Here is a 20,519-nt window from a genome sequence, read left to right as displayed (position 1 = left end):
CGCCCGACAGGGACCCGGATGGCGTTCCCGCATCGTCATAGTCTAGTTTTTCACTCGACATACATCAGACAACAGAGGGGAGGGCACCATGAAGCGGCGTTCATCGCTGATCGCGCTGGTGGCGGCCCTCGCGGTGGCCGTGCCCACGGTCGCCGCGATCAACCACGAGACGCCGGCCCGCGCCGCCGTCGCTCGTGCCGGTGCGCCCAACGTGCTCGTCGTCATGACCGACGACATGCGCTACGACGACGTGAAGTACATGCCGAACCTGCGGAAGTTCCTCGGGACCCGCGGCACGGACTTCCGCAACATGTTCGCTCCGACCCCTCTCTGCTGCCCCAACCGAGCCTCGTTCCTCACCGGCAAGTACGCCCACAACCACCACGTCTGGTGGCACGACGAGCCGTGGGGCTACGGCGCCTTCGATGACCGCCACACGATCGGCGGCGCCCTGCAGGCTGCCGGCTACCGGACCGGGTACGTCGGCAAGTACCTCAACGGCTACGGCCGGATGCGTCCCAAGGCGGACCCGACGCACAAGCCGTCGACGTACGTCCCCGCCGGCTGGGACGAGTGGCGGGGCACTCCCGACGCGACCTCGCTGCCCGAGTCGGACCCGCGCGCAGGCAGCACGTACCGCTACTTCGACACGACCGTCAACGTCAACGGCAGGCTCGTCGGCCACCAGGGCGTCTACAACTCGCGCCTCCTGGTCACCGAGGGCGTGAAGCTGATCGACTCCTTCAACGGCGGCTCGAAGCCGTGGTACCTGATGATCAACTCGCTCGCGCCGCACCACGGCGGCCCGGTCGAGAAGGACGACCCGTACCTGGTCACGCCGGCGCGTCCGACGTGGGTCAAGGGGAAGTTCAACCAGGAGATCCAGCGCGGACCCGGCGTTCCCCGGAGCGGCGAGCCCGAGGCCGACGTGCGCGACAAGGCCCGCATCACCAGCTCCAAGGAGCCGTTCGGCGCGCGGGAGCGCAACGCCGTCCGCAACGAGGCACGCCAGCGCGCCGAGACGCTCTACGTCCTCGACAAGCAGCTGCAGCGCGTCTGGGACGAGCTGGCCCGTACCGGGCAGCTGAAGAACACGGTCATCGCGTTCACCTCCGACAACGGCTACATGGAGGGCGAGCACCGCTGGCAGTCCGGCAAGCTGATCGGCTTCGACTCCTCGTACCGGGTGCCTCTCCTGGTGGCCGGTCCGGGCATCCCGGCAGGCGCCCGCCAGTACTCGCCGGTGACGACCATCGACCTGACCGCGTCCATCCTGGACTGGACCGGCGCGCACCTCGACGGCGTGGACGGCCGCTCCTTCGTGCCGGACATCGGCACCTCGGTCGGCTGGGACCGGGCCGTCGGGTACGAGGCCCACATCCCCAACATCCACAACACGCAGCCGACGGTCTTCACCGACGCCCGCCAGGCGATCGGTGTCCGCACCGGGCGCTACTTCTACGTGAAGTACGCCAACGGGCAGTCCGAGCTCTTCGACCTCCAGCGCGACCCGCTCGAGCTGCGGTCGGTCACCAACGCCCCGGCGTACGCCGGCGTGAAGCGCGAGCTCGAGGTGGCGTGGAAGGCGTTCAAGGACTGCCACGGTGTGGCCTGCGTGGTGCCCCTGCCGCCGGACCTCCGGACGACGGCCGCGCAGGACGCCGCGATCCGCAAGGGGCTCGCGACGGAGACGGCCCGCTACTACGGCTGAGCCGGGAACCAGCGCGACAGCTCGACGGCGACACCGTCCTCCTCCACGGAGGCGGTGACGTCGTCGGCTTCGCGCTTCACCTCGTCGATCGCCTGCCCCATCGCGACCCCGCGGTGCGCCCACCGCAGCATCTCGAGGTCGTTGCGGCCGTCGCCGATCGCCAGCGTCTCGTCGGCGCCGACACCGAGCGCGTCGGCGACCCGGGCCAGGCCCGAGGCCTTGGAGACGCCGATCGGGGAGAGGTCCATCCAGGCCGACCAGCCGATGACGTACTCGGTGTTGTGCAGGCCGAGGCGGCGACCCAGCGCGACGAAGTCCTCCGGGGTGGCCGCCGGGTCGCGGATGATGACCCGGTTGACCGGCTCGGCGACCAGGTCCTCGACGTCGGTGATGATCTGGGTGCCGCTCAGCTCCCCCGGCGGGAACTCGTGCGAGACGCGGTAGCCGACGCCGTACTCCTCGACGGCGACGAGGGCGGTCGGATGCTCCTCGAGGATGGCGCGCACCGCGTCCGCCGCGTCGAAGCGCTCCTCGTGGACCACCTCGACAGGCGGGTAGCGGACCACGACCCCTCCGTTGGAGGCGACGATCCAGACGTGCTCGTCGCGGTGCAGGTCGAGCAGGTGCAGCACGGGCACCATCGCGTCGATGGAGCGCCCCGACGCCAGGACCACCTGGGCCCCGCCGTCGAGCGCCCGGTGCACGGCCTGCTTCACCGCGGGGGCGATCGTCTCGTTCTCCTGGCCCTGGCCCTCGACCCACTGGATCAGCGTGCCGTCGATGTCCAGCGCGATCAGCCGCGGCCGCCAGGTCCCCACGAGAGCGACACTAGCGACGTCCGCAACCGGCTTTCAGCCGATCGGCGTGAGCACCTCGAGGCCGCCCATGTACGGCTGGAGCGCCGCCGGCACCTTCACCGAGCCGTCGGCCTGCTGGTGGGTCTCGAGCACCGCGACGATGGCGCGCGTGACCGCGGTCAGCGTGCCGTTGAGGGTCGCCACCGGGCGCGTGCCGCGCTCGCCACGCTCGCGGATGTTGAGGCGCCGGCTCTGGAACTCGGTGCAGTTGGAGGTGGAGGTGAGCTCGCGGTACTTGCCCTGCGTCGGGATCCACGCCTCGCAGTCGAACTTGCGGACCGCGGACGGGCCCAGGTCGCCGGCGGCGATGTCGACGACCTGGTAGGCCAGCTCGAGCTTGTCGAGGAACGCCTTCTCCCACTCGAGCAGGCGGGCGTGCTCGGCCGGCGCCTCCTCGACGGAGGTGTAGACGAACATCTCGACCTTCTCGAACTGGTGCACCCGGATGATGCCCTTGGTGTCCTTGCCCGCCGAGCCGGCCTCCTTGCGGAAGCACGACGAGAACGCCGCGTAGCGCAGCGGCAGCGTGGCCGGGTCGAGGATCTCGTCGGAGTGGTACGCCGCCATCGGCACCTCGGACGTGCCGACCAGGTAGAGGTCGTCGACCTTGTAGACGCCGTCGTCGACCTGGTCGAGGAAGCCGGTGCCGGCCATCGCCTCGGGGCGGACCAGCGCCGGCGCGACCACCTGCGTGAAGCCGGCCGCCCGGGCCTGGTCGAGCGCCATGTTGATCAGCGCGAACTCGAGCTGCGCACCGACGCCGGTGAGGAAGTAGAAACGGCTGCCGGAGACCTTCGCACCGCGGTCGAGGTCGATCGCGCCGAGCAGCCTGCCGAGCTCGACGTGGTCACGGGGCTCGAAGCCCTCCGCGGCGAAGTCGCGCGGGGTGCCGACGTACTCGATGACGACGGAGTCGTCCTCGCCACCGGCGGGGGTGGCGTCGTCGCAGATGTTGGGGATCGCCTTGAGCGCGCGCTCCCAGGCCTCCTCGGCCTCGCGGTTGGCCTCCTCGGCGGCCTTGACCTGCGCGGCCAGCTCCTTGGTCTGGGCGAGCAGTGCGGGCTTCTCCTCGGCCGACGCGCGGGGGATCAGGCCGCCGACGCGCTTCTGCTCGGCACGCTTCTCCTCGAACGCCGCGATCGCCGCACGGCGACGCGTGTCGGCCACCAGCGCCGCGTCGACGACGTCGTCGGGCAGCCCGCGCTTGGCCTGCGAGGCGCGGACACGGTCGGGCTCGTCGCGGAGGATGCGCGGGTCGATCATGCGCACAGGCTATCGGCCGCCTCACACATCGCGCCCCCGCGGGCTGCACGCCTGCATACTGAGCGCCGTGACCGATCGCTCCGCCCGCTGGCTCCTGACCTGGGCTGCCGTCCTCGCCGGCACCTTCCTCCTCCTCGGCGTCGCCGTGAGCGCAGGCTGGCAGGCGCTGCTCGACGCCGACACCACCGTCAGCGACCCGATCGCAGGCCTGGTCGCACACCACGCCCACGTCATCACCGGACTGCACTGGGCCGAGCTGGTCACCGGCACGATCGCGGCGAACATCACCGCCCTCGGCGGAGCCCTCCTGCTCGGCTGGAAGGGCCACCCGCGCGCGGGCGTCTACTTCGCCCTCGTCACCTGGCTGACGATCGTCTCGGTCCACCTGCTCAAGGCCCTCTTCGACCGCGACCGTCCCGAGTGGCAGGTCGTGGACCACATCATCCACAACGGCTCCTACCCCTCGGGCCACGCCGCCTGGGCGACGTCGATCGCCGGCTCGATCGCCGTGCTGGTCTCGATGCTGGTGCGCAAGGCGCCGGTCCGCCGGGTCATGTACGGCGCCCTGCTGCTCTCCGTGGTGGCCATCGGAGCCGACCGGATCCTGCTCGGCCGGCACTTCCTCACCGACGTCCTCGGTGGCGCAGCCCTCGGTGGTGCCTGGGTGCTCCTGGTCCTCGCCTTCTACTCGCCCCTGCCGCGCGGCCACGCACGCCACCTGGAGCCGCTGCTGGCCACGACCCCGTCGGGCAAGCGTGACCTCCACGTGGTGCTCAACCCGATCAAGGTCGAGTCGCTGGAGACCTTCAAGGCGGTCGTCTCCCAGATGGCCGCGGAGTCGGGCTGGAGCGAGCCGGTCTGGCACCACACGACGGTCGAGGACTCCGGCACCGGCCAGGCGCACGACGCCTCGATCGCGGGTGCCGACCTGGTGCTCGTCTGCGGCGGCGACGGCACGGTCCGCGAGGTCTGCGCCGAGCTCGCCGGCACCGGCATCCCGGTCGGCATCGTCCCTGCCGGCACCGGCAACCTGCTGGGCCGCAACCTGTCGCTGCCGCTCTACTTCCGCTCCGCGATCGACGTCGCGCTCAACGGCCAGGACAAGGCGATCGACATGGTCGCGCTCTCCGGCGACGGGGTGGAGGACACGTCGTTCCTCGTCATGGCCGGGATGGGCTTCGACGCCGCGATCATGGAGGGCGTCAACGAGGACATCAAGAAGAAGGTCGGCTGGATCGCCTACGTGCTCTCGGCCCTCAAGGCCCTGATGTTCCCGGCGATGAAGCTGGAGATCTCCGTGGACGGCGGGGAGTTCACCACCCACCGCGCCCGCACGGTCGTCATCGGCAACGTCGGCTACCTCCAGGGCGGCATGCCACTGATCCCCAACGCCGCCATCGACGACGGTCAGCTCGACGTGGTGCTGCTCTACCCGAAGAAGTTCCTCAGCTGGCTGCCCCTGGCGTTCAAGGTGCTGACCAAGCAGAAGCGCAGCGACGCCTCACTGACCCGCTTCACCGGCACGCGCGTCGTGGTGCGCTCGGCCACCGACGTCCCCCGCCAGATCGACGGCGACATCATCAGCTCCGGCAAGGAGCTGGTCTGCGAGACGGTGCACGGGCGCCTGCTCGTGCGCGTCCCGCGCTGACCGGGCCGGGCTCAGCCGCGGGCTGCCGCCAGCGCCTCGTCCTCCTCGGGCGAGAGCGGCTGGTCGCACGTCCACCCGGCGACCGACTTGGCGTAGGTGCGGGCCTCGCTGCGGCCGTGGATCGAGGTGACGACCACGCCGTTGCCGTCGTCATCGGCCAGTGCGAGTGACCACGACAGGTGGCCGCCCATGTCGCCGAACGCGTCGTAGCGCACCACCGCGAGGTGCTTCAGCGCGAAGCCGCCCTCGGCCCGCAGCGCCGCGACCTCCTGGCGGAGGCCCTGGACGTCCTCGGGCAGCGGGTTGTGCGGCGTGCCGACGGGGGTCTGCGACCGGTCGCCCCGGAGGAGGGCGAGGAGCGCCACCACGAGTGCGGCGACGGCGACGAGCAGGGCGAGGATCGCGACGACGTTCACGGGCGGCAGCCTAACGGCGTGGCCCCGCGAGTCCGCGGAAGTCGGCCGCGCTCCCTACACTTGGCTCCACCATGGATCTCGCAGTCATCGCCCTGACGTTCGGCACGGTCTTCCTGGTCGAGCTCCCCGACAAGACGATGCTGGCCACCCTGGTGCTGAGCACGCGGTTCCGGCCCCTGCTGGTCTGGATCGGCGTGAGCGCCGCGTTCACGGTGCACATGGCCATCGCCGTGGGTCTCGGCAAGGCCGTCGCGTTCCTGCCCGATCAGCTCGTCAAGGGCGGCACGGCGGCGCTCTTCCTGACCGGTGCGGTCCTGCTCCTGCGCGAGGCGCGCACCGCGGATGCCGACGAGCCCGGCACCGAGGCCGAGTACGCCGCCAAGGCCGACGCCGCCGGTGGCCGACGCGGCGCGTGGGCCACCGTCGTGACCTGCTTCCTGGTCCTCTTCACCGCCGAGTGGGGCGACCTCTCCCAGCTGCTGGTGCTCTCCCTCGCGGCCCGGTACGACGCGCCGTTCTCGGTCTTCAGCGGGGCGACCGCGGCACTGGTCGGCGTCGCCGGGCTGGCCGTGCTCGTCGGTCGCTGGCTGCTCGCCCGGATCTCCCTCGGCACGCTGCACTACGTCGGCGCCGGGATCTGCCTGCTGCTCGCCGCGGTCACCCTCTACGAGCTGGTCTGACCCCTCGGCACGCGCCCCGCGTCAGGGCATGAAAAAGCCCGGTCGTTGTCGACGGGGGATACAACAACGACCGGGCAAGAGAAAGATAGGCGGTGGGCGGTCCAGACCGCAACAACCGTTGTCATTTCCTGCCGAGAAGTCGCAACATGAGGTCCGGCTTGTCCGAGATGACCGCTTCAACGCCCAGGTCCTGACAGATCCTGAGGTTCGCCTCGGTGTTCACCGTCCACACGTGCATGCGCCGTCCCTCCTTGACCAGGTGCTCGCCGAGACCGGGGTGCAGCTTGAGCTGCTTGATGCCCGGCCCGACGATCCAGTCCTTCGGGACCACGGGCCGCAGCACCGGCCAGTGGTGGGCCTTCTCGACCAGCTGGACCAGGCGCAGGTCCGGCGCCATGCGGTGCGCCCGGAGCAGCGCCGTGTGCGAGAAGCTCATCACCCGGACCGGGGACTGCTTCCCCGCCCAGCCGAACTCGCGGAGCGTCTCGACGAGCCGCTTCTCCACGAGCCCGCCGTAGCGGGTCGGGTGCTTGGTCTCGATCGCCAGCTCGACGGGTCGGCCGTAGTCGGCGACGGTGGCCAGCAACGTGCGCAGCGTCAGGACGCCGCCGAGTGCCGGGTCGAGGTCGGGGGCCTCGTCGTCGAGGTCCGACCACGGCCGCTTCCAGCTCGCGAAGTCGAGCTCGGACAGCTCGCTGAGCTCCATCCGCGACACGACGCCCTTGTCCCCCGCCGTACGACGGAGGTTGCGGTCGTGCACGCAGACCAGGTGGCCGTCCGCGCTGAGCCGGACGTCGCACTCGAGCGCGTCGGCACCCACCTCCAGCGCCTCGATGTACGCGCCGAGTGTGTGTTCCGCGATCTCCGCGCTCGCACCGCGATGGGCCACGACCTCCATGGCCAGATCTTGCACCGGGACGCGCCCGGTGCGCCCGGTTTTGCGGCGACGGCGCGCCGGTCGCCGTCCTCCGACCGGGTCAGTCCAGCTCGATCAGGTACCTGCCGAAGTGCGGGACCGTGAACGCGATCAGCCCGCGCTCGGCGGAGTAGATCAGGCCCTTCTTCAGCAGCGCGTCGCGGGCCGGCGAGAGGGACTGCGGCTTCTTGCCCAGCTGGATGGCGACGTCGGCGGTGGCGACCGACCCGATGTCGTCGATGCGGCCCTGACCGGTGGCGGCCATCTCGACGGCGACGTCGGCCATCGCCCGGAGGTACTCCCGCTCCCCCGGTGTCGCGCGCTCGTAGCGCGAGCCGAAGAAGCCGACGGCGAGCTCGGCCTCGGCGGCCGGCGCCGCGACCTTCACGTCGTCCTCGGTGATCGGCGACTGCGGCGCGAGGTCCCAGACCTCCTTGCCGTAGGCCTGGATGAAGTAGGGATAGCCACCGGTCGCGGCGTACATCGCAGCCAGAGCGTCGTCGGTGAACGCGGCGTCCTCGTCGTCGGCCGGACGGCTCAGGGCGGCGTCCGCGGCCTCGCGGGAGAGCCGGTCGATCCGCTGGTACCGGAAGAGCCGCTCCGAGTAGGACTTGCTCGCGCTCAGCACCGCGGGGAGATGCGGGAGACCGGCGCCGACGACGATGATCGGAAGGCCGGACTGGCTGATCTCGTGGCACGCGGCGCACAGCGCGGAGATGTCGTCGGGACCGAGGTCCTGCATCTCGTCGATGAAGATCGCGATGCCCTTGCCGACGTCGGCGGCGAGGCCGCCGACGTCGGTGAAGAGCTCGACGAGGTCGATCTCGATGTCGCCCGAGTCGGCGCGACCCTTGCGGGCCGGCACGTCGATGCCGGGGTTCCACATCTCCTTCAGCGTCGCCTTCGGGCCCGCGTCGCGCTGCGCGAACGCGCGCAGGACACCGAGGACGTGGTGCACGGACTCCTCGTCGGAGTGGCCGAGCTCGCGGATCGCCTGGTGCATGGCCGAGCTCAGCGGACGCCGCAGGCCCTGGTCGGGACGGGCCTCGAGCTTGCCGGTGCCCCACCGCTTGCGCACGGCGGCCGAGCGCAGCGCGTTGAGCAGCACCGTCTTGCCGACGCCACGCAGGCCGGTGAGGACCATCGAGCGCTCCGGGCGACCGCGGGAGATGCGCTCCAGCACGACGTCGAACGCCGCGAGCTGCTCGTCACGGCCGGCGAGCTCGGGCGGGCGCTGGCCGGCGCCGGGGGCGTAGGGGTTCCTGATCGGGTCCACGATGTGACGGTATCGGCGTCTCTAACGCGCCCCCTAGATTGACCTAGCGTGTCGCATCGACGACCCGACCGGGTCAGCCCGCGTCGGAGAGGCGGGCCGCCCGCCGCTGGTCCAGCGCTGCCGAGTACGAGGCGTCGAGGCCGGCGCGGAGCACGTCGATGAGATCCGGCACGTCCTCGATCGCCAGGCGGAACGTGCCGGCGCACGTCGTGTCGCGCCAGAGCGACAGCACCACCAGCCCGGCCTCGTGGTGCCACGTCACGCGGAGGGCGCGTGCGGGCGACCGGGCGTCGAGGTAGATCTCGCCCGTCAGCGGGAGCGGCGTGACCGGAGGCACCCGTCCATCATGCGCCTGCACCGGTGACCTGTCACCGGGTCGGCGCGGTCGGCCTCCGCGCGGCACCGGCGAGGACCAACCCGACCATGCGGGCAAAGCGCCGGATGACGCGCCGGTCGAACCGCCCGGAGTGGAGCCGACCCCCAGGTCTCGGGGATCATGCCGACCATGCACAGGCGAGCGACGGCCGACCTCGTGGCGATCCGCGCCACCGTGGTCGCTGCGCTGTCGCTGCTGCTGGCCACCGCGGCGCACGTCCTCGCCGGCGGTCTCCTGCCGGCGGCCTGGACGCTCGTCGCGATGGTCGCGCTGACCGGCCTCGGCGCCGCGCTGGCGCTCGACCAGCAGGCCTCCCGGACCCGGCTCGCCCTGCTGCTCGTCGGCGGCCAGACCACGATCCACTTCGCCATGACCGCGCTCGCCGGTCATGGCGACGAGGGCGGACTCCGGGCCACCTCGGTCGCCGGCGCGCTGACCGACGCCGTGCACCACCTCCGCGAGGACCTCGTCGCCGACGGCCCGATGATGCTCGCCCACGTGGCGGCCGCGGTGCTCACCGGCATCCTCCTGGGTCGGGCCGAGCGCGCGCTGTGGACGGTCATCGACCTCGCGCGCCGCGCCACGGACCTCGTCGCACTCGTCCTCCGCCTCGTCCCGGTGGTCGCGCTCCGCCGTCCGGTCACCCACGTCGCCGCGTCCAGCCAGGCCCCGGCACCCCTCCAGTCGCGCCTGCTCACCGGCGCCTCCGTCGTACGCCGCGGACCGCCGCGCCTCCTCCCCGCCTGCTGACCCCCGCGGTCCGGGCACACGTCACCCACACCGCCGGCCAGCGGCCCTTGCGGCTGCCCTCCGGCGTCCCCACGTGCTCCGAGGAGAGTCATGTCCGACACCCGCGTCGTCGACCCGGTCGACGACCCCACCCCGACCCGGCGGAAGGCGAAGCCCAGCGGCGGCCTCTTCCGTGCCTTCTGGCGCTGGCACTTCTACGCCAGCTTCCTGGTCATCCCTGTCCTGCTGGTGCTCGCGGGCACCGGCCTGATCTACCTGCTCCGGTTCCAGGTCGAGCCGGTCCTCCACGGCGACCTCCTGAAGGTCGACGTCCCCGCCGGCGCCAGCCGCCTGTCGTACGACGACCAGGCCGCTGCCGTCCGGAAGGCCTACCCCGACGGCCGGATCGCCTCCGTCGTCGAGCCGTCGGCACCCGACCGGTCGACCGACTTCACCGTGTCCACCGCGACGCCCGGATCCCGGGAGGCCGAGGACGCCACGATCCGCGAGGTCTACGTCGACCCGTACTCCGGGCGGGTCCTGGGGGCGCTGGACCCGGACCACACCCTGTCCGGGTGGGCGAAGAACACCCACAAGGACATGATGCTGGGGACCCCCGGGCGCTATGTCCTCGAGCTCGGCGCCTGCTGGTCCATCGTCATGGCCCTCACCGGCTACTACCTCCACTGGCGCGGACGGACCGCGCGGGCGCGGCGGAGGCTCGCGAAGGCACGGGGCGCCGCCCTCCGTCACCGGCACGCCACGGTCGGCTTGGCGGTCGGGATCGGCCTGCTCGGGCTCGTCGTCTCCGGCCTCCCGTGGACGGTCTGGTGGGGTGCGAAGGTGCAGACCCTCGCCAGCAGCCAGGGCACGAGCATGTGGTCGGCCGACCCCGGCGCCCAGTCCTCCGCGCCGACGCTCGACGCCTCGGTACCGCACAGCCACAACGTGCCGTGGGGATCGGGGAGGAGCCCCGTGCCGTCCTCCGCGCCGGAGCAGGAGGGCGCGTCACCGGTCGGCGTCGACTACGCCATCGGAGCAGCCGAACGCCGCGGCCTCTCCCACCCTATGACCGTGGTCCTCCCGGCTGACGCGACGGGCGTCTACTCGGTGATGGGCTACGCCTTCCACGCACCGAGCAGGGAGGCGACGGTGCACGTCGACCAGTTCACCGGGCAGCCCGTGGCGCAGTACGGCTACGGCGACTACTCCGCCCTCGCGAAGGTCGTCGACCAGGGCATCGCCCTGCACGAGGGCCGCCGGTTCGGCTCGCTGAACCTCGCCGTCAGCGCGGCGTTCTGCCTGGCGGTGATCTTCCTGTGCCTCGCCGGCCCGCTCATGTGGTGGCGCCGACGGCCCCGCGGCTCCTCCCTGGGCGCGCCGCGTGGTCGCCTGGACGTGCGGACCGGACCGTTCGCCGTCGCCGGCCTCGCCGGCCTCGCCCTTGTCCTCCCGGTTTTCGGTGCTTCACTGGTCGCGGTCTTCGCGCTCGACCAGCTGGTGCTCCGCCGGGTCACCCCGCTGAAGAACTTCTTCAACGTCGCCTGAAACCCCTCGAAAGGAACACCATGCGCATCGCCCTCACCGCCCTCGCCGTCACCGGCAGCCTCACCCTCGCCGCCTGCGCGAGCGAAGGCACTACCGCCGACCCGACGCAGGCACCGACCATGTCGTCGTCCGGCTCGACGTCGGAGACGGCCGCTCCCGCCAAGGTCATCGACATCACCGTCAAGGACGGGAAGGTGACGCCCAACGGCGCCACGATCAAGGTGCCGGTCGGGAAGCCGATCGAGCTGCGGGTCACCTCCGACGCGTCCGGCGAGCTGCACATCCACACCACGCCGGCGCAGGCGCTGAACTACACCCCGGGCACGCACTCGACCACGATCACCATCCCCCGCCCGGGCCGTGTCGAGGCGGAGCTCGAGGAGACCGGCACCCTCGTCGCCAACCTCGACGCGGAGTGAGCGCACTGCCCCCGTCGTGAAAGCGAAGGGCCGTCACCCAGCCGGGTGGCGGCCCTTCGTCGTACGTGGGGAGGTCAGGCGTCGGCGGTGGCGCGGCGCGAGCGCGCAGCACCGACGACGGTGACGCCGGTCGCCCACACGGCGACGAAGACGGCGACGATCGCGAAGCCGACGTAGTCGAGGTTGACCTTCTCCACCCAGGTCAGCCAGGCCGGGCTCAGCTCGTCGGCGACCAGCTGGAGCAGCAGCACCGTGCCGATCGTCAGCGCGATCAGGACGGAGAGCGTCGTGACGACCATGTTGTAGACGATCCGGCGCGCGGGGTCGAGCGAGGACCACTCGTAGGCCCGCGACATGACCACACCGTCGATGCTGTCGCCCAGCACCATGCCCGCGGTGAAGAGGACGGGCAGCACCATGACGGCGTACCAGGGCAGGGCGTACGCCGCGGTGCCCCCGGCCAGCACGAGCAGCGCGATCTGGGTCGCGGTGTCGAAGCCGAGGCCCATGAGGAGCCCGGCCGGGTAGAGGTGCCAGGGCTTGTCGATGCGTCGCGTGACGCGGCCGAAGATGCGCGCGAGGAAGCCGCGGTTGTGCAGGTGGTGCTCGAGCCTGTGCTCGTCGAAGGTGCCTGCCTTGAGGTGGCGCCGGGCGTGGATGATGCCGCCCAGCGCGCTGAGGTTCATGAGCCCGACGACGACGAGGAAGAGGCCGGCGGCCGAGGAACCGATCACCCCGAGGACGTGCTGCAGCGAGGAGTCGGCGTCCTGGACCGGGCCGGCGATGGCCGTGACGCCCAGGGCGATCACGGCCGCCAGGCCGAACACGACGCTGGAGTGGCCGAGGGCGAACCAGAGGCCGGTCGTGCGGGCGGCCTTGCCCTCGCCGACCAGCTTCCGCGTCGCGTTGTCGATGATCGCGATGTGGTCGGCGTCGAAGGCGTGCCGCGCCCCGAGCAGGAACGCCGTCAGCCCGACGCCGACGCCGAAGATGCCGGCGTCGCCGATGCGGTAGTCGTGCGGCACGACGACCAGCAGGAGGGTGCCCCAGCCGACCAGGTTGAGGGCGGCGATGACGATCAGCATGCCCACGACCTGGCGGCGCGTGTGGGCCGCGCGGGGTCGCTGGTGCTCGTGCATACCGGCCATCTTATTGCCAACGACTTGCAACAAGGCGGTCCGGGCTACTTCAGCAGCTTGGACATCCGCCGGTCGGCGAGCGGCTTGCCGCCGGTCTGGCAGGTGGGGCAGTACTGCAGCGAGGAGTCGGCGAAGCTCACCTCGCGCACGGTGTCGCCGCACACGGGGCAGGCCTGGCCCGCGCGTCCGTGGACGGCCATGTTGCTCTTCTTCTCACCCTTGAGCTCGGAGGCGGCGAGGCCCCGCGACCGCTCGACCGCATCACCGACGGTCCCGCGGATCGCCTCGAACAGCGTCACGAGGTCGTCGCCCTCGATCGAGGAGGCCGGCTTGTACGGCGACATCCGGGCCGCGTGCAGGATCTCGTCGGAGTAGGCGTTGCCGATGCCCGCGATGGTGCCCTGGTGGCGCAGCACGCCCTTGATCTGCTTGCGGCCCTCGCGCTGGAGGATCTCGCCGAGCACGTCGACGGTGAAGTCGTCGGCGAGCGGGTCGGGGCCCAGCGAGGCGATGCCGGGCACGTCGAGCGGGTCGCGCACGACGTAGAGGGCCAGGCTCTTCTTCGTGCCGGCCTCGGTGACGTCGAGCCCCGACCCGTCGTCGAGCACGATCCGCGCCGCCAGCGGGCTCTTGCTGCTCGGACGCGCGGGGACCGCGGGGACGGAGTCCTTCCAGCGGACCCAGCCGGCACGCGCGAGGTGGAGGCACAGGTGCAGCCCGCCGGCCTCGATGTCGAGGAACTTGCCGTGCCTCCCCACCCCGTCGACGAACGCCCCCGACAGCGCAGCGAGCGGCGGGTCGAAGGTCTTCAGCGCGCTGAACGCCGCCAGGTCGACGCGCACGATCGCGCGGCCGGCCAGTCGCGCACCGAGGTCCTGGGCGAGGGCTTCGACTTCGGGCAGCTCGGGCATGGGTCGAGCATAGGAGCGGTACCGGGCAGGATGGGTCGCATGATCCCCACCGTCTCCATCGACCAGGTCCCCCACCCGCTCCCCGAGGGCCTGCACGTCCTCGACGTACGCGAGCCGGAGGAGTGGGCCCACGGCCACATCGAGGGCGCCCTGCACGTGCCCCTCGGCACGCTGCCGGTCCGGTTCGGCGAGCTGCCGGACGGCCAGACCCTCGTGGTGTGCAAGGTCGGTGGCCGCTCGGCACAGGCGGTCATGTGGCTGCAGCGCCAGGGACTCGACGTGGTCAACCTCGACGGCGGCATGCTCGACTGGGAGGCTGCCGGGCGGCCGATGGTGAGCGAGACCGGCAACTCGCCCTTTGTTGCGTGAAGCAACCAACCAATTGAGCCAAAGGCCGGACAGGACGGGCCTCGGGCCGCGAGGATGAGCCGACTTCCCTCGGACAGGAGCACCATGAAGATCCTCGCGCGCCTCGGCGCCCTCGCCGGCACGCCGGTCCTCGCCCTCGGCCTCGCGGCACCGGCCCACGCCGGCGGCTACACCTACTACGACAAGGCCGGCGACGTCACCGTCGAGACCTGCGACGCCACCACCTACGAGTGCACCGACGCCGTCGACTCCTCCATCAAGGAGGGTGACGCCATCCGCTCGACCGTGCAGCACCACGCGCACAACGTCGAGCTGCGCACCTCCTACCGCGAGCTGAGCGGCCTCCCGGAGGGCGGCGCGCTCTTCGCGACCGTGCGGACCAACGAGAAGCTGACCCGCCACGTCATCGTCTTCCACGACCCCGAGATGGGCAGCGACGCCTTCATGATCCGCCCGAACGGCGACATGGTGAAGTGTGGTGGCATCAGCACGACGGTGTCGTACTCGCGCAACATCATCGACGTGAAGATCCCCCGCGGCTGCCTCTCGCGTCCCCGCTGGATCCAGGCCGGCCAGGGCTACATGTGGGGCCAGACCGTCGAGGGCACGACGGAGGCTCCGAACGGCTCCGAGCTCTCCTACATCGACGACGCCCAGACCGCCGGCCTCAGCTACGACCTGCGCTTCGGCCCGAAGGTCTTCCGCGGCTGACCAGAGCCACCCCGCTGCCGGTCGTCCTCACCCGAGGGCGGCCGGCAGCGGCAGTTTCAGGGCCTGCCGCAGGCGCCGGAGGTACGTCGCCCGCGGGACCTCGACGACACCGAGCGTCGCGAGGTGGTCGGTGCGCCACTGCACGTCGAGCAGCCGCTGGTCGGCGTACGGATCGGCGCCGGCGGCGGTGAGCAGGTCCACGAGGCCGACCAGCGCCACCTTGGAGGCGTCGCGCTGTCTGTGGAACATCGACTCCCCGGCGAAGAGCCCCCCGATCGCCACGCCGTAGAGCCCGCCGGCGAGCTCGCCGTCGCGCCATGCCTCCACCGAGTGCGCCCAGCCGAGCTCGTGCAGCGCGGTGTACGCCGCGATGAACTCGTCGGTGATCCAGAAGCCCTCCCGGTCCGGGTCACCGCACGCCCGCATGACCTCCTCGAACGCCGTGTCCACCCGGATCTCGAAGTGCCGGCAGGACTTCCGCAGCGACGACGTCACCCGCAGGCCGTCGAGGGGCAGCACGCCACGCTGCTGCGGCGAGAACCAGCCCATCGGGTCGTCCTCGTCCAGCGGCATCGGGAAGAGCCCCGAGCGGTACGCCGCGAGCAGGGTGCCGGGCGCGAGGTCGGCGCCGATCGCCACCAGGTCGTCGTCGGCCCAGTCGGGCTCGCGCGCTGGGTCGGGGAAGTGCCACGGGGACCGCGGAGGCTCGACCGGACTCGTCACACGTAGATGCTCCCGCATCCTTAGGGCGGGCCACGTACCATCCCCGCCATGGGACTCGGAAGCATCGTCGGCCGCCGGCTCGCCCCGCGCGTGCAGAAGCTCGTGCCGAACGTGACGCACAACTTCGTCCGCGAGGCGATGGACAAGGCGATCACCGGAGTGGGACCGCTGCGCCCGGCTGTGCGCGCGGCCGAGAAGCAGCTGGCCGACGAGCAGGGTGACGCCGTCGCCGCCGCGAAGGACATCGTCCGGGTGCACGTCGCCTATGCGAGTGCGCAGGGCTTCGTCACCAACATCGGCGGGCTGATGACGGCGATCGCGGCGGTTCCCGCCAACATCACCGGGCTCACCCTGATCCAGGTGCGGATGATCGCCGAGATCGCGCACGTGCACGGCCACGACCTCAACGACGTCAAGGTACGCCGCGCCGTCGTCACCGCGCTCCTGGGCGAGGACGCGATCAGGAAGGCCGTGAAGAAGAAGCAGCTGCCCGGCACGCCGTACGAGCTGGCGACGGGGCCGAGCTTCAAGCCCGAGCTGGAGGCGGCGCTCAGCCTCGAGATCGCCACCGAGCTGATCACGCGCGTGGCCGGCCGCCGTCTCGCGACGACGGTCGGCAAGCGTGTCCCCGTGCTCGGCGGCGTCGTCGGACTGACCGCAGACGGCTTCGCCACGTGGCAGCTGGGCCGCTACGCCGCACGGGAGTTCGCGCGCGGCGCGACGCTGGCCCCCTGACGACCGCGGCCGGGTCGAGGGTCAGGCGGAGCCCTGGCTCCGCTTGTAGCGCTCGATCGCGCGGCGGCCCCAGGCCCGCTTGCTGGCGAAGGTGTAGGCCCGCACCTTGGTGCGCTCCTTGAACGGCAGCTCGGCCTTGTGCAGCGCCGCGCGCGCCTCGGCGAGCTCCGCGCGCAGCTCGGCCTCGACCTCGCGGAGCCGGGACGCCTCGACCAGCACGGCGGTCAGCGCCTCCACCGCGGCGTTGGCGACCTGGCGCTCCCGCGGGCGGTCCGGGTCGGCGTACTCCGTCTTCGCGGGGGCCGGGGTCAGGTCGGCGAGGTCGCCGACCACGCGGTAGCCCCGCTCCTGCAGGGTCGCGACCCAGTCGCGGGCCAGCGCGTCCGCCCAGGCCCAGACCTCGGGGGGAACGCCGAGCCGGGGCGACTCGGTGCGCAGGGCGAGGGTGCGGTGCGCCAGCAGCTCCCGGACCAGGACCCGGTAGTGCGACGGCGGGACCACCTTGGTGGCCGCCCTGTTGAGGCGGCGCAGGAGGGCCGTCTCGGGGACGCCCATCGACGGGTTCGCGCGCTCGGTGAAGAGCTCGAACTTGTAGTCGGCGAGCCCGAAGGCCTCGACGAACCGCTGCCAGAGCAGGTCGCGGGGCGCCCCCGGTCCGGGCACGGTGATCAGCGTGACCTGCTCGGGCGGCAGGTCGGCCGCCCAGCGTCCGAGGATCGCCGGCAGGTCCTGGGCGTCCCAGAACCACGGCGCGATCCGGCCGGGGCGCTCGGGGTCCTGGATCTGCTCGAGGAACCGGCCGTAGCGGATGCCCCGGCGGTGCTTGATGTTCTCCTGCCACTCCGCGGGGATCTGACGGGCCAGGTCGCGCGCGGAGACGAGGACCCGGACCTCCCGCTCGGGGTGGCCGAGCGAGGCGAGGGCGCGGGACACGTCGGCCGGCTTGGCGGTGGCCAGGATCTCGTGGCTGATGATGACCGGGCCGTCCCACTCCCGGACCCGCCGCGCCAGCGCGTCCCAGGCGCCGACGGCCTCCTTCTCGATGCCGCCCCAGGGCAGGCGCATCAGGTCGAGGGCGGCGAGGAACTGGCCGTCGAAGCGCTCGGCGGGGTAGAGCAGGCCCTGCGAGGCGAGCCGGTCACGGTTGCCGAAGAGCACGTCCTGGAGGTACGACGTGCCGGTCTTCGGCGTACCGACGTGGAGGTAGATCGGCCCCTTGGTCACGGTGTCTCCTCACAGATGGCAAGCAGGGTGCGGACGGCGACAGCGAGGGTCGCCGCCTGGGCGTCGGCGGAGCCGGGCCAGGTGACGCTGCCGGTCCTGCGCGGGGCGAGGTCGGCGGCATCGCCGTGGAGAGCGTAGCCACCCGCGAGGGCACGGCGCGCCATCGCCTGAGCACGCCGGTCGAGCCACGGCAGGAGGGTCGGCTGGACCCGCGGACGCGGCCCTGCGTCACCCTCGAGCATCGGCCGGAGCACACGGTCCAGGACCCGGGCGTGCGTGGAGGCGTCGGTCAGGATCCCGAGGGTCGAGCTGGTCGCCCGGACCAGCTCGGTCGCGGCCGCGGTGACCGGGGGGTGCACGACCCGGAACGGCGTGCGCGTGATGCCCTCGAGGGTGCCGGGGCGCGTCACGAGGTGGACGCGGTCCCGGCCGACGACCCGCGACCAGCGGCGCGCGATCGCCGTGGCGTCGGCCCGGGGCGGGATCCGGTCACGGGCAGCCAGGCTGGACGTCATGCCGCCCCAGGTGCGGTTCTCGCCCTGCCAGACGTGGCCCGACCAGACATCGGCGAGCGCCTCGTCGAGGGGCAGGCCGAGCACCACGACCCGATCGGGGCGCGGCGGCGCAGCCCCGAGGCCGTTGGCGCGCCTGGTCGCCCGGACCGCACCGTGGGGGCCGAGGACCAGCACACCCTTCCTGCGGAAGCGCGGCCACGGTGCGGCAGCGGGCTCGACAGGGCCGGGATCGCGCTCGAGCAGCAGGTCGGCGAGCAGCCCGGACGCCAGCCGCAGCGGGGCGCTGTACTCGGTGCCGCGGCCCGGCACCGACGCCGCCACGACCCGGGTGACGAGGCGGTCGACGGTCGACGGGTCGCCGTGGCCGGCCTCGGCGGCGAGCCGGGCGACGTACGCCTGAGGGGTCTCGCTCATCGCCGTGGTCCCCGCGGTGTCATGCCGTGGATTCTGCCCCAACCACCTCGAAGAGCCGGGCCCCGAGGGCGACCTGCGCGCCGGGTGTCGCCGCGACCTCCGTCACGGTCCCGTCGAACGGCGCGGTCAGGCTGAGCTCCATCTTCATCGCCTCGAGCACGCCCAGGACGTCGCCCCTCGCCACCTGCTGGCCCACCTCCACCCGGACGGCGAGCACGGTGCCGGGCATCGGCGCGAGCACGTCACCGCCAGCCGCGACCGCGTGGTCACGGTCGGCACCAGGGTGCTCGAGGACGAACCGCTCGCCCTCCAGCACGACCTCGTCACGGTCGCGCCCCAGCCGGACGCACGCCGGCAGGTGCGGGTCACGGGAGGGCACCTCGACCCCGTGCCGGACGACGGGAGCCGCGGGACCGCCGTCGCGCCACCCGTCGGGGCGCAGCGCGCTCGGGTAGCGCTCGGCCTCGGCGCGCTGGGCGGCCCATCCCGCGGCGAGGCGGGCGCGGGTGTCATCGGGCCGCGCGAGCTCGGTGCGGTCGAGCCAGGCCGTGTCGACCTCGGCGTCGCGGAAGGCGTCGGACGCGGCGAGGTGCCGCAGGAAGCCGGTGTTGGTGGTCAGCCCGAGGACCACCGTGTCGTCGAGGGCCGCCACGAGGGTCCGGCGGGCCTCCTCGCGGTCCGTGCCCACGGCGATGACCTTGCCGAGCATCGGGTCGAAGCCCGTGCCGACGACCTGCCCCGACGCGAGGGCGTGGTCGACACGCACCCGTGCCCCCTCGCCCGAGGCGCCGAGACGGGGCTCGTGCCGCGCCGAGACGGGGCTCGTGCCGCGCCGAGACGAGCCTCGTGCCGAGACGGGCCTCGTGCCGGGCCAGCTGACGTAAGTCGCGGTGCCGGCCTGCGGGAGGAAGCCGCCCCAGGCGTCCTCGGCGTACACCCGGGCCTCGATGGCGTGGCCCTCGACGGTCACGTCGTCCTGCGTGAACCCGAGCGGCTCGCCGTCGGCGATCCGGAGCTGCAGGGCGACCAGGTCGAGGCGCTCACCGCGGACCCGGACCACCTCCTCGGTCACCGGGTGCTCGACCTGGAGGCGCGTGTTCATCTCCAGGAAGTACGCCGCTCCGCTGGCCGCGTCGAGCAGGAACTCGACCGTGCCGGCCCCCTGGTAGCCCACCTGCCGCGCGAGGGCGACGGCGCTGGTCGTGACGAGGGTCCGCTGGGCCTCGGTGAGCGTCGGCGCGGGTGCCTCCTCGAGGACCTTCTGGTGCCGGCGCTGCGGAGAGCAGTCGCGCTCGAAGAGGTGGACGACGTTGCCGCGGGTGTCACCGAAGACCTGGACCTCGATGTGGCGGCCGCGCTCGACGTACTTCTCGATGAGGAGGGTGTCGTCGCCGAACGCCTTGGCGGCCTCCCGAGCCGCGGCCTCCATCGCCGCCGGGAGCTCGTCCGCACGGCGCACGACCCGCATGCCCTTGCCGCCGCCACCCGCGGCCGCCTTCACCAGGACCGGGCCCCACTCCTGGTCGGGCTCCGCCGTGGCTGCGTCCTCGCCCCGCGGCACCACCGGTACGCCGGCAGCCTCGGCGATCGCGCGGGCACGGTCCTTGCGGCCCATCGCGTCGATGACCTGCGGCTGGGGGCCGACCCAGACGAGGCCGGCCTCCTCGACGGCGCGGGCGAACGCGGCGTTCTCGGAGAGGAAGCCGTACCCCGGGTGGACGCCTGTGGAGGACGGGTCCGCGTTGTCGGTGGCCGCGGCGACGATCGACGCGATGTCGAGGTAGCCCGGCACCTGCACGGCGAGGTCCGCCTCGTGCACGTGCAGGGCGTCGCGGTCCGCCTCGGTGAAGACCGCGATCGTCCGGATGCCCTGGGCGCGAGCGGTGCGGATCACGCGGCGGGCGATCTCGCCGCGGTTGGCGATGAGGAGAGAGTGCAT

Annotated in this window: 21 protein-coding genes; 9 read left to right on the top strand and 12 right to left on the bottom strand. The window is 72.3% G+C overall.

Annotated features, from left to right (window positions below):
• The first annotated feature begins 88 nt into the window (after positions 1-88).
• Positions 89-1,711, top strand: a complete 1,623-nt coding sequence (locus Q5722_RS08065) for a sulfatase-like hydrolase/transferase (RefSeq protein ID WP_305027697.1) — start codon at positions 89-91, stop codon at positions 1,709-1,711.
• On the opposite strand, the gene Q5722_RS08060 is transcribed toward Q5722_RS08065, so the two are convergent.
• Together Q5722_RS08060 and serS are read right to left on the bottom strand one after the other, a co-directional pair.
• Positions 1,702-2,529 carry an HAD family hydrolase gene (locus Q5722_RS08060; RefSeq protein ID WP_305027696.1) on the bottom strand — a complete coding sequence of 276 codons (828 nt, stop codon included), beginning with the start codon at positions 2,527-2,529 and terminating at the stop codon, positions 1,702-1,704. The genes Q5722_RS08065 and Q5722_RS08060 overlap by 10 nt on opposite strands.
• Before the next feature lie 33 nt (positions 2,530-2,562).
• Positions 2,563-3,831 carry a serine--tRNA ligase gene (gene serS, locus Q5722_RS08055; protein ID WP_305027695.1) on the bottom strand — a complete coding sequence of 423 codons (1,269 nt, stop codon included), beginning with the start codon at positions 3,829-3,831 and terminating at the stop codon, positions 2,563-2,565.
• Positions 3,832-3,898: 67 nt separating this feature from the next.
• On the opposite strand from serS, the gene Q5722_RS08050 reads away from it, so the two are divergent.
• A complete protein-coding gene (locus Q5722_RS08050; protein ID WP_305027694.1) occupies positions 3,899-5,479 on the top strand; it encodes a bifunctional phosphatase PAP2/diacylglycerol kinase family protein in 1,581 nt (526 codons plus the stop codon).
• Positions 5,480-5,490: 11 nt separating this feature from the next.
• On the opposite strand, the gene Q5722_RS08045 is transcribed toward Q5722_RS08050, so the two are convergent.
• The gene (locus Q5722_RS08045; protein ID WP_305027693.1) at positions 5,491-5,895 is read right to left on the bottom strand and encodes a DUF4446 family protein; all 405 of its coding nucleotides are present in this window, start codon (positions 5,893-5,895) and stop codon (positions 5,491-5,493) included.
• A gap of 71 nt (positions 5,896-5,966) precedes the next feature.
• Between Q5722_RS08045 and Q5722_RS08040 the strand changes: the two genes are divergently transcribed.
• Positions 5,967-6,575, top strand: coding sequence for a TMEM165/GDT1 family protein (locus tag Q5722_RS08040; protein WP_305027692.1), 609 nt, complete (start codon positions 5,967-5,969; stop codon positions 6,573-6,575).
• A 121-nt stretch (positions 6,576-6,696) separates the two neighbouring features.
• Here Q5722_RS08040 and Q5722_RS08035 read toward each other — a convergent pair whose 3' ends face one another.
• The 3 genes from Q5722_RS08035 to Q5722_RS08025 form a co-directional block, all read right to left on the bottom strand.
• The gene (locus tag Q5722_RS08035; RefSeq protein WP_305027691.1) at positions 6,697-7,473 is read right to left on the bottom strand and encodes a glycerophosphodiester phosphodiesterase; all 777 of its coding nucleotides are present in this window, start codon (positions 7,471-7,473) and stop codon (positions 6,697-6,699) included.
• 79 nt (positions 7,474-7,552) lie between these two features.
• Positions 7,553-8,767, bottom strand: coding sequence for an ATP-binding protein (locus Q5722_RS08030; protein ID WP_305027690.1), 1,215 nt, complete (start codon positions 8,765-8,767; stop codon positions 7,553-7,555).
• A gap of 73 nt (positions 8,768-8,840) precedes the next feature.
• Positions 8,841-9,104 (bottom strand): hypothetical protein, encoded by a 264-nt coding sequence (locus Q5722_RS08025; RefSeq protein WP_305027689.1) that lies wholly within the window; start codon positions 9,102-9,104, stop codon positions 8,841-8,843.
• Positions 9,105-9,272: 168 nt separating this feature from the next.
• Here Q5722_RS08025 and Q5722_RS08020 point away from each other — a divergent pair, with 168 nt between their 5' ends.
• The 3 genes from Q5722_RS08020 to Q5722_RS08010 all read left to right on the top strand — a co-directional run bounded on the left by Q5722_RS08020 (position 9,273) and on the right by Q5722_RS08010 (position 11,839).
• A complete protein-coding gene (locus tag Q5722_RS08020; protein WP_305027688.1) occupies positions 9,273-9,893 on the top strand; it encodes a hypothetical protein in 621 nt (206 codons plus the stop codon).
• Between the two features lie 90 nt (positions 9,894-9,983).
• Positions 9,984-11,420, top strand: a complete 1,437-nt coding sequence (locus Q5722_RS08015) for a PepSY-associated TM helix domain-containing protein (protein ID WP_305027687.1) — start codon at positions 9,984-9,986, stop codon at positions 11,418-11,420.
• 20 nt (positions 11,421-11,440) lie between these two features.
• Positions 11,441-11,839: a cupredoxin domain-containing protein gene (locus tag Q5722_RS08010; protein ID WP_305027686.1), complete on the top strand. Its 399-nt coding sequence runs from the start codon at positions 11,441-11,443 to the stop codon at positions 11,837-11,839.
• A 74-nt stretch (positions 11,840-11,913) separates the two neighbouring features.
• Here Q5722_RS08010 and Q5722_RS08005 read toward each other — a convergent pair whose 3' ends face one another.
• Positions 11,914-12,978, bottom strand: coding sequence for a HoxN/HupN/NixA family nickel/cobalt transporter (locus Q5722_RS08005; RefSeq protein WP_305027685.1), 1,065 nt, complete (start codon positions 12,976-12,978; stop codon positions 11,914-11,916).
• A 44-nt stretch (positions 12,979-13,022) separates the two neighbouring features.
• Positions 13,023-13,889, bottom strand: coding sequence for an Fpg/Nei family DNA glycosylase (locus Q5722_RS08000; protein WP_305027684.1), 867 nt, complete (start codon positions 13,887-13,889; stop codon positions 13,023-13,025).
• Between the two features lie 39 nt (positions 13,890-13,928).
• On the opposite strand from Q5722_RS08000, the gene Q5722_RS07995 reads away from it, so the two are divergent.
• Both Q5722_RS07995 and Q5722_RS07990 read left to right on the top strand, forming a co-directional pair.
• On the top strand, positions 13,929-14,258 hold the full coding sequence (locus Q5722_RS07995) for a rhodanese-like domain-containing protein (RefSeq protein ID WP_305027683.1): 330 nt from the start codon (positions 13,929-13,931) through the stop codon (positions 14,256-14,258).
• An 84-nt stretch (positions 14,259-14,342) separates the two neighbouring features.
• Entirely contained in the window at positions 14,343-14,969 is a 627-nt protein-coding gene (locus Q5722_RS07990) for a hypothetical protein (protein WP_305027682.1), read from the top strand.
• A gap of 27 nt (positions 14,970-14,996) precedes the next feature.
• Here Q5722_RS07990 and aat read toward each other — a convergent pair whose 3' ends face one another.
• Positions 14,997-15,710, bottom strand: a complete 714-nt coding sequence (gene aat / locus Q5722_RS07985) for a leucyl/phenylalanyl-tRNA--protein transferase (RefSeq protein WP_439652485.1) — start codon at positions 15,708-15,710, stop codon at positions 14,997-14,999.
• A 30-nt stretch (positions 15,711-15,740) separates the two neighbouring features.
• Here aat and Q5722_RS07980 point away from each other — a divergent pair, with 30 nt between their 5' ends.
• Complete coding sequence (locus Q5722_RS07980) at positions 15,741-16,427, top strand: EcsC family protein (protein ID WP_305027680.1); 687 nt, start codon at positions 15,741-15,743, stop codon at positions 16,425-16,427.
• Positions 16,428-16,448: 21 nt separating this feature from the next.
• Here the strand turns inward: Q5722_RS07980 and Q5722_RS07975 are convergent, their stop codons facing one another.
• Genes Q5722_RS07975 through Q5722_RS07965 form a run of 3 tightly spaced genes read right to left on the bottom strand, consistent with a single transcriptional unit; the run spans position 16,449 to position 20,519 of the window.
• Complete coding sequence (locus tag Q5722_RS07975) at positions 16,449-17,651, bottom strand: hypothetical protein (protein WP_305027679.1); 1,203 nt, start codon at positions 17,649-17,651, stop codon at positions 16,449-16,451.
• Positions 17,648-18,580, bottom strand: coding sequence for a hypothetical protein (locus Q5722_RS07970; protein ID WP_305027678.1), 933 nt, complete (start codon positions 18,578-18,580; stop codon positions 17,648-17,650). Before Q5722_RS07970 ends, Q5722_RS07975 begins: the two co-directional genes overlap by 4 nt.
• A gap of 19 nt (positions 18,581-18,599) precedes the next feature.
• Positions 18,600-20,519, bottom strand: coding sequence for an ATP-binding protein (locus tag Q5722_RS07965; protein ID WP_305027677.1), 1,920 nt, complete (start codon positions 20,517-20,519; stop codon positions 18,600-18,602).

Origin of the sequence: Nocardioides jiangxiensis (genome assembly GCF_030580915.1) — a bacterium.
Lineage (GTDB): Bacteria > Actinomycetota > Actinomycetes > Propionibacteriales > Nocardioidaceae > Nocardioides > Nocardioides jiangxiensis.
Note: the sequence above shows the minus strand (reverse complement) of the source record. Positions and strands in the feature narration are given on the sequence as shown.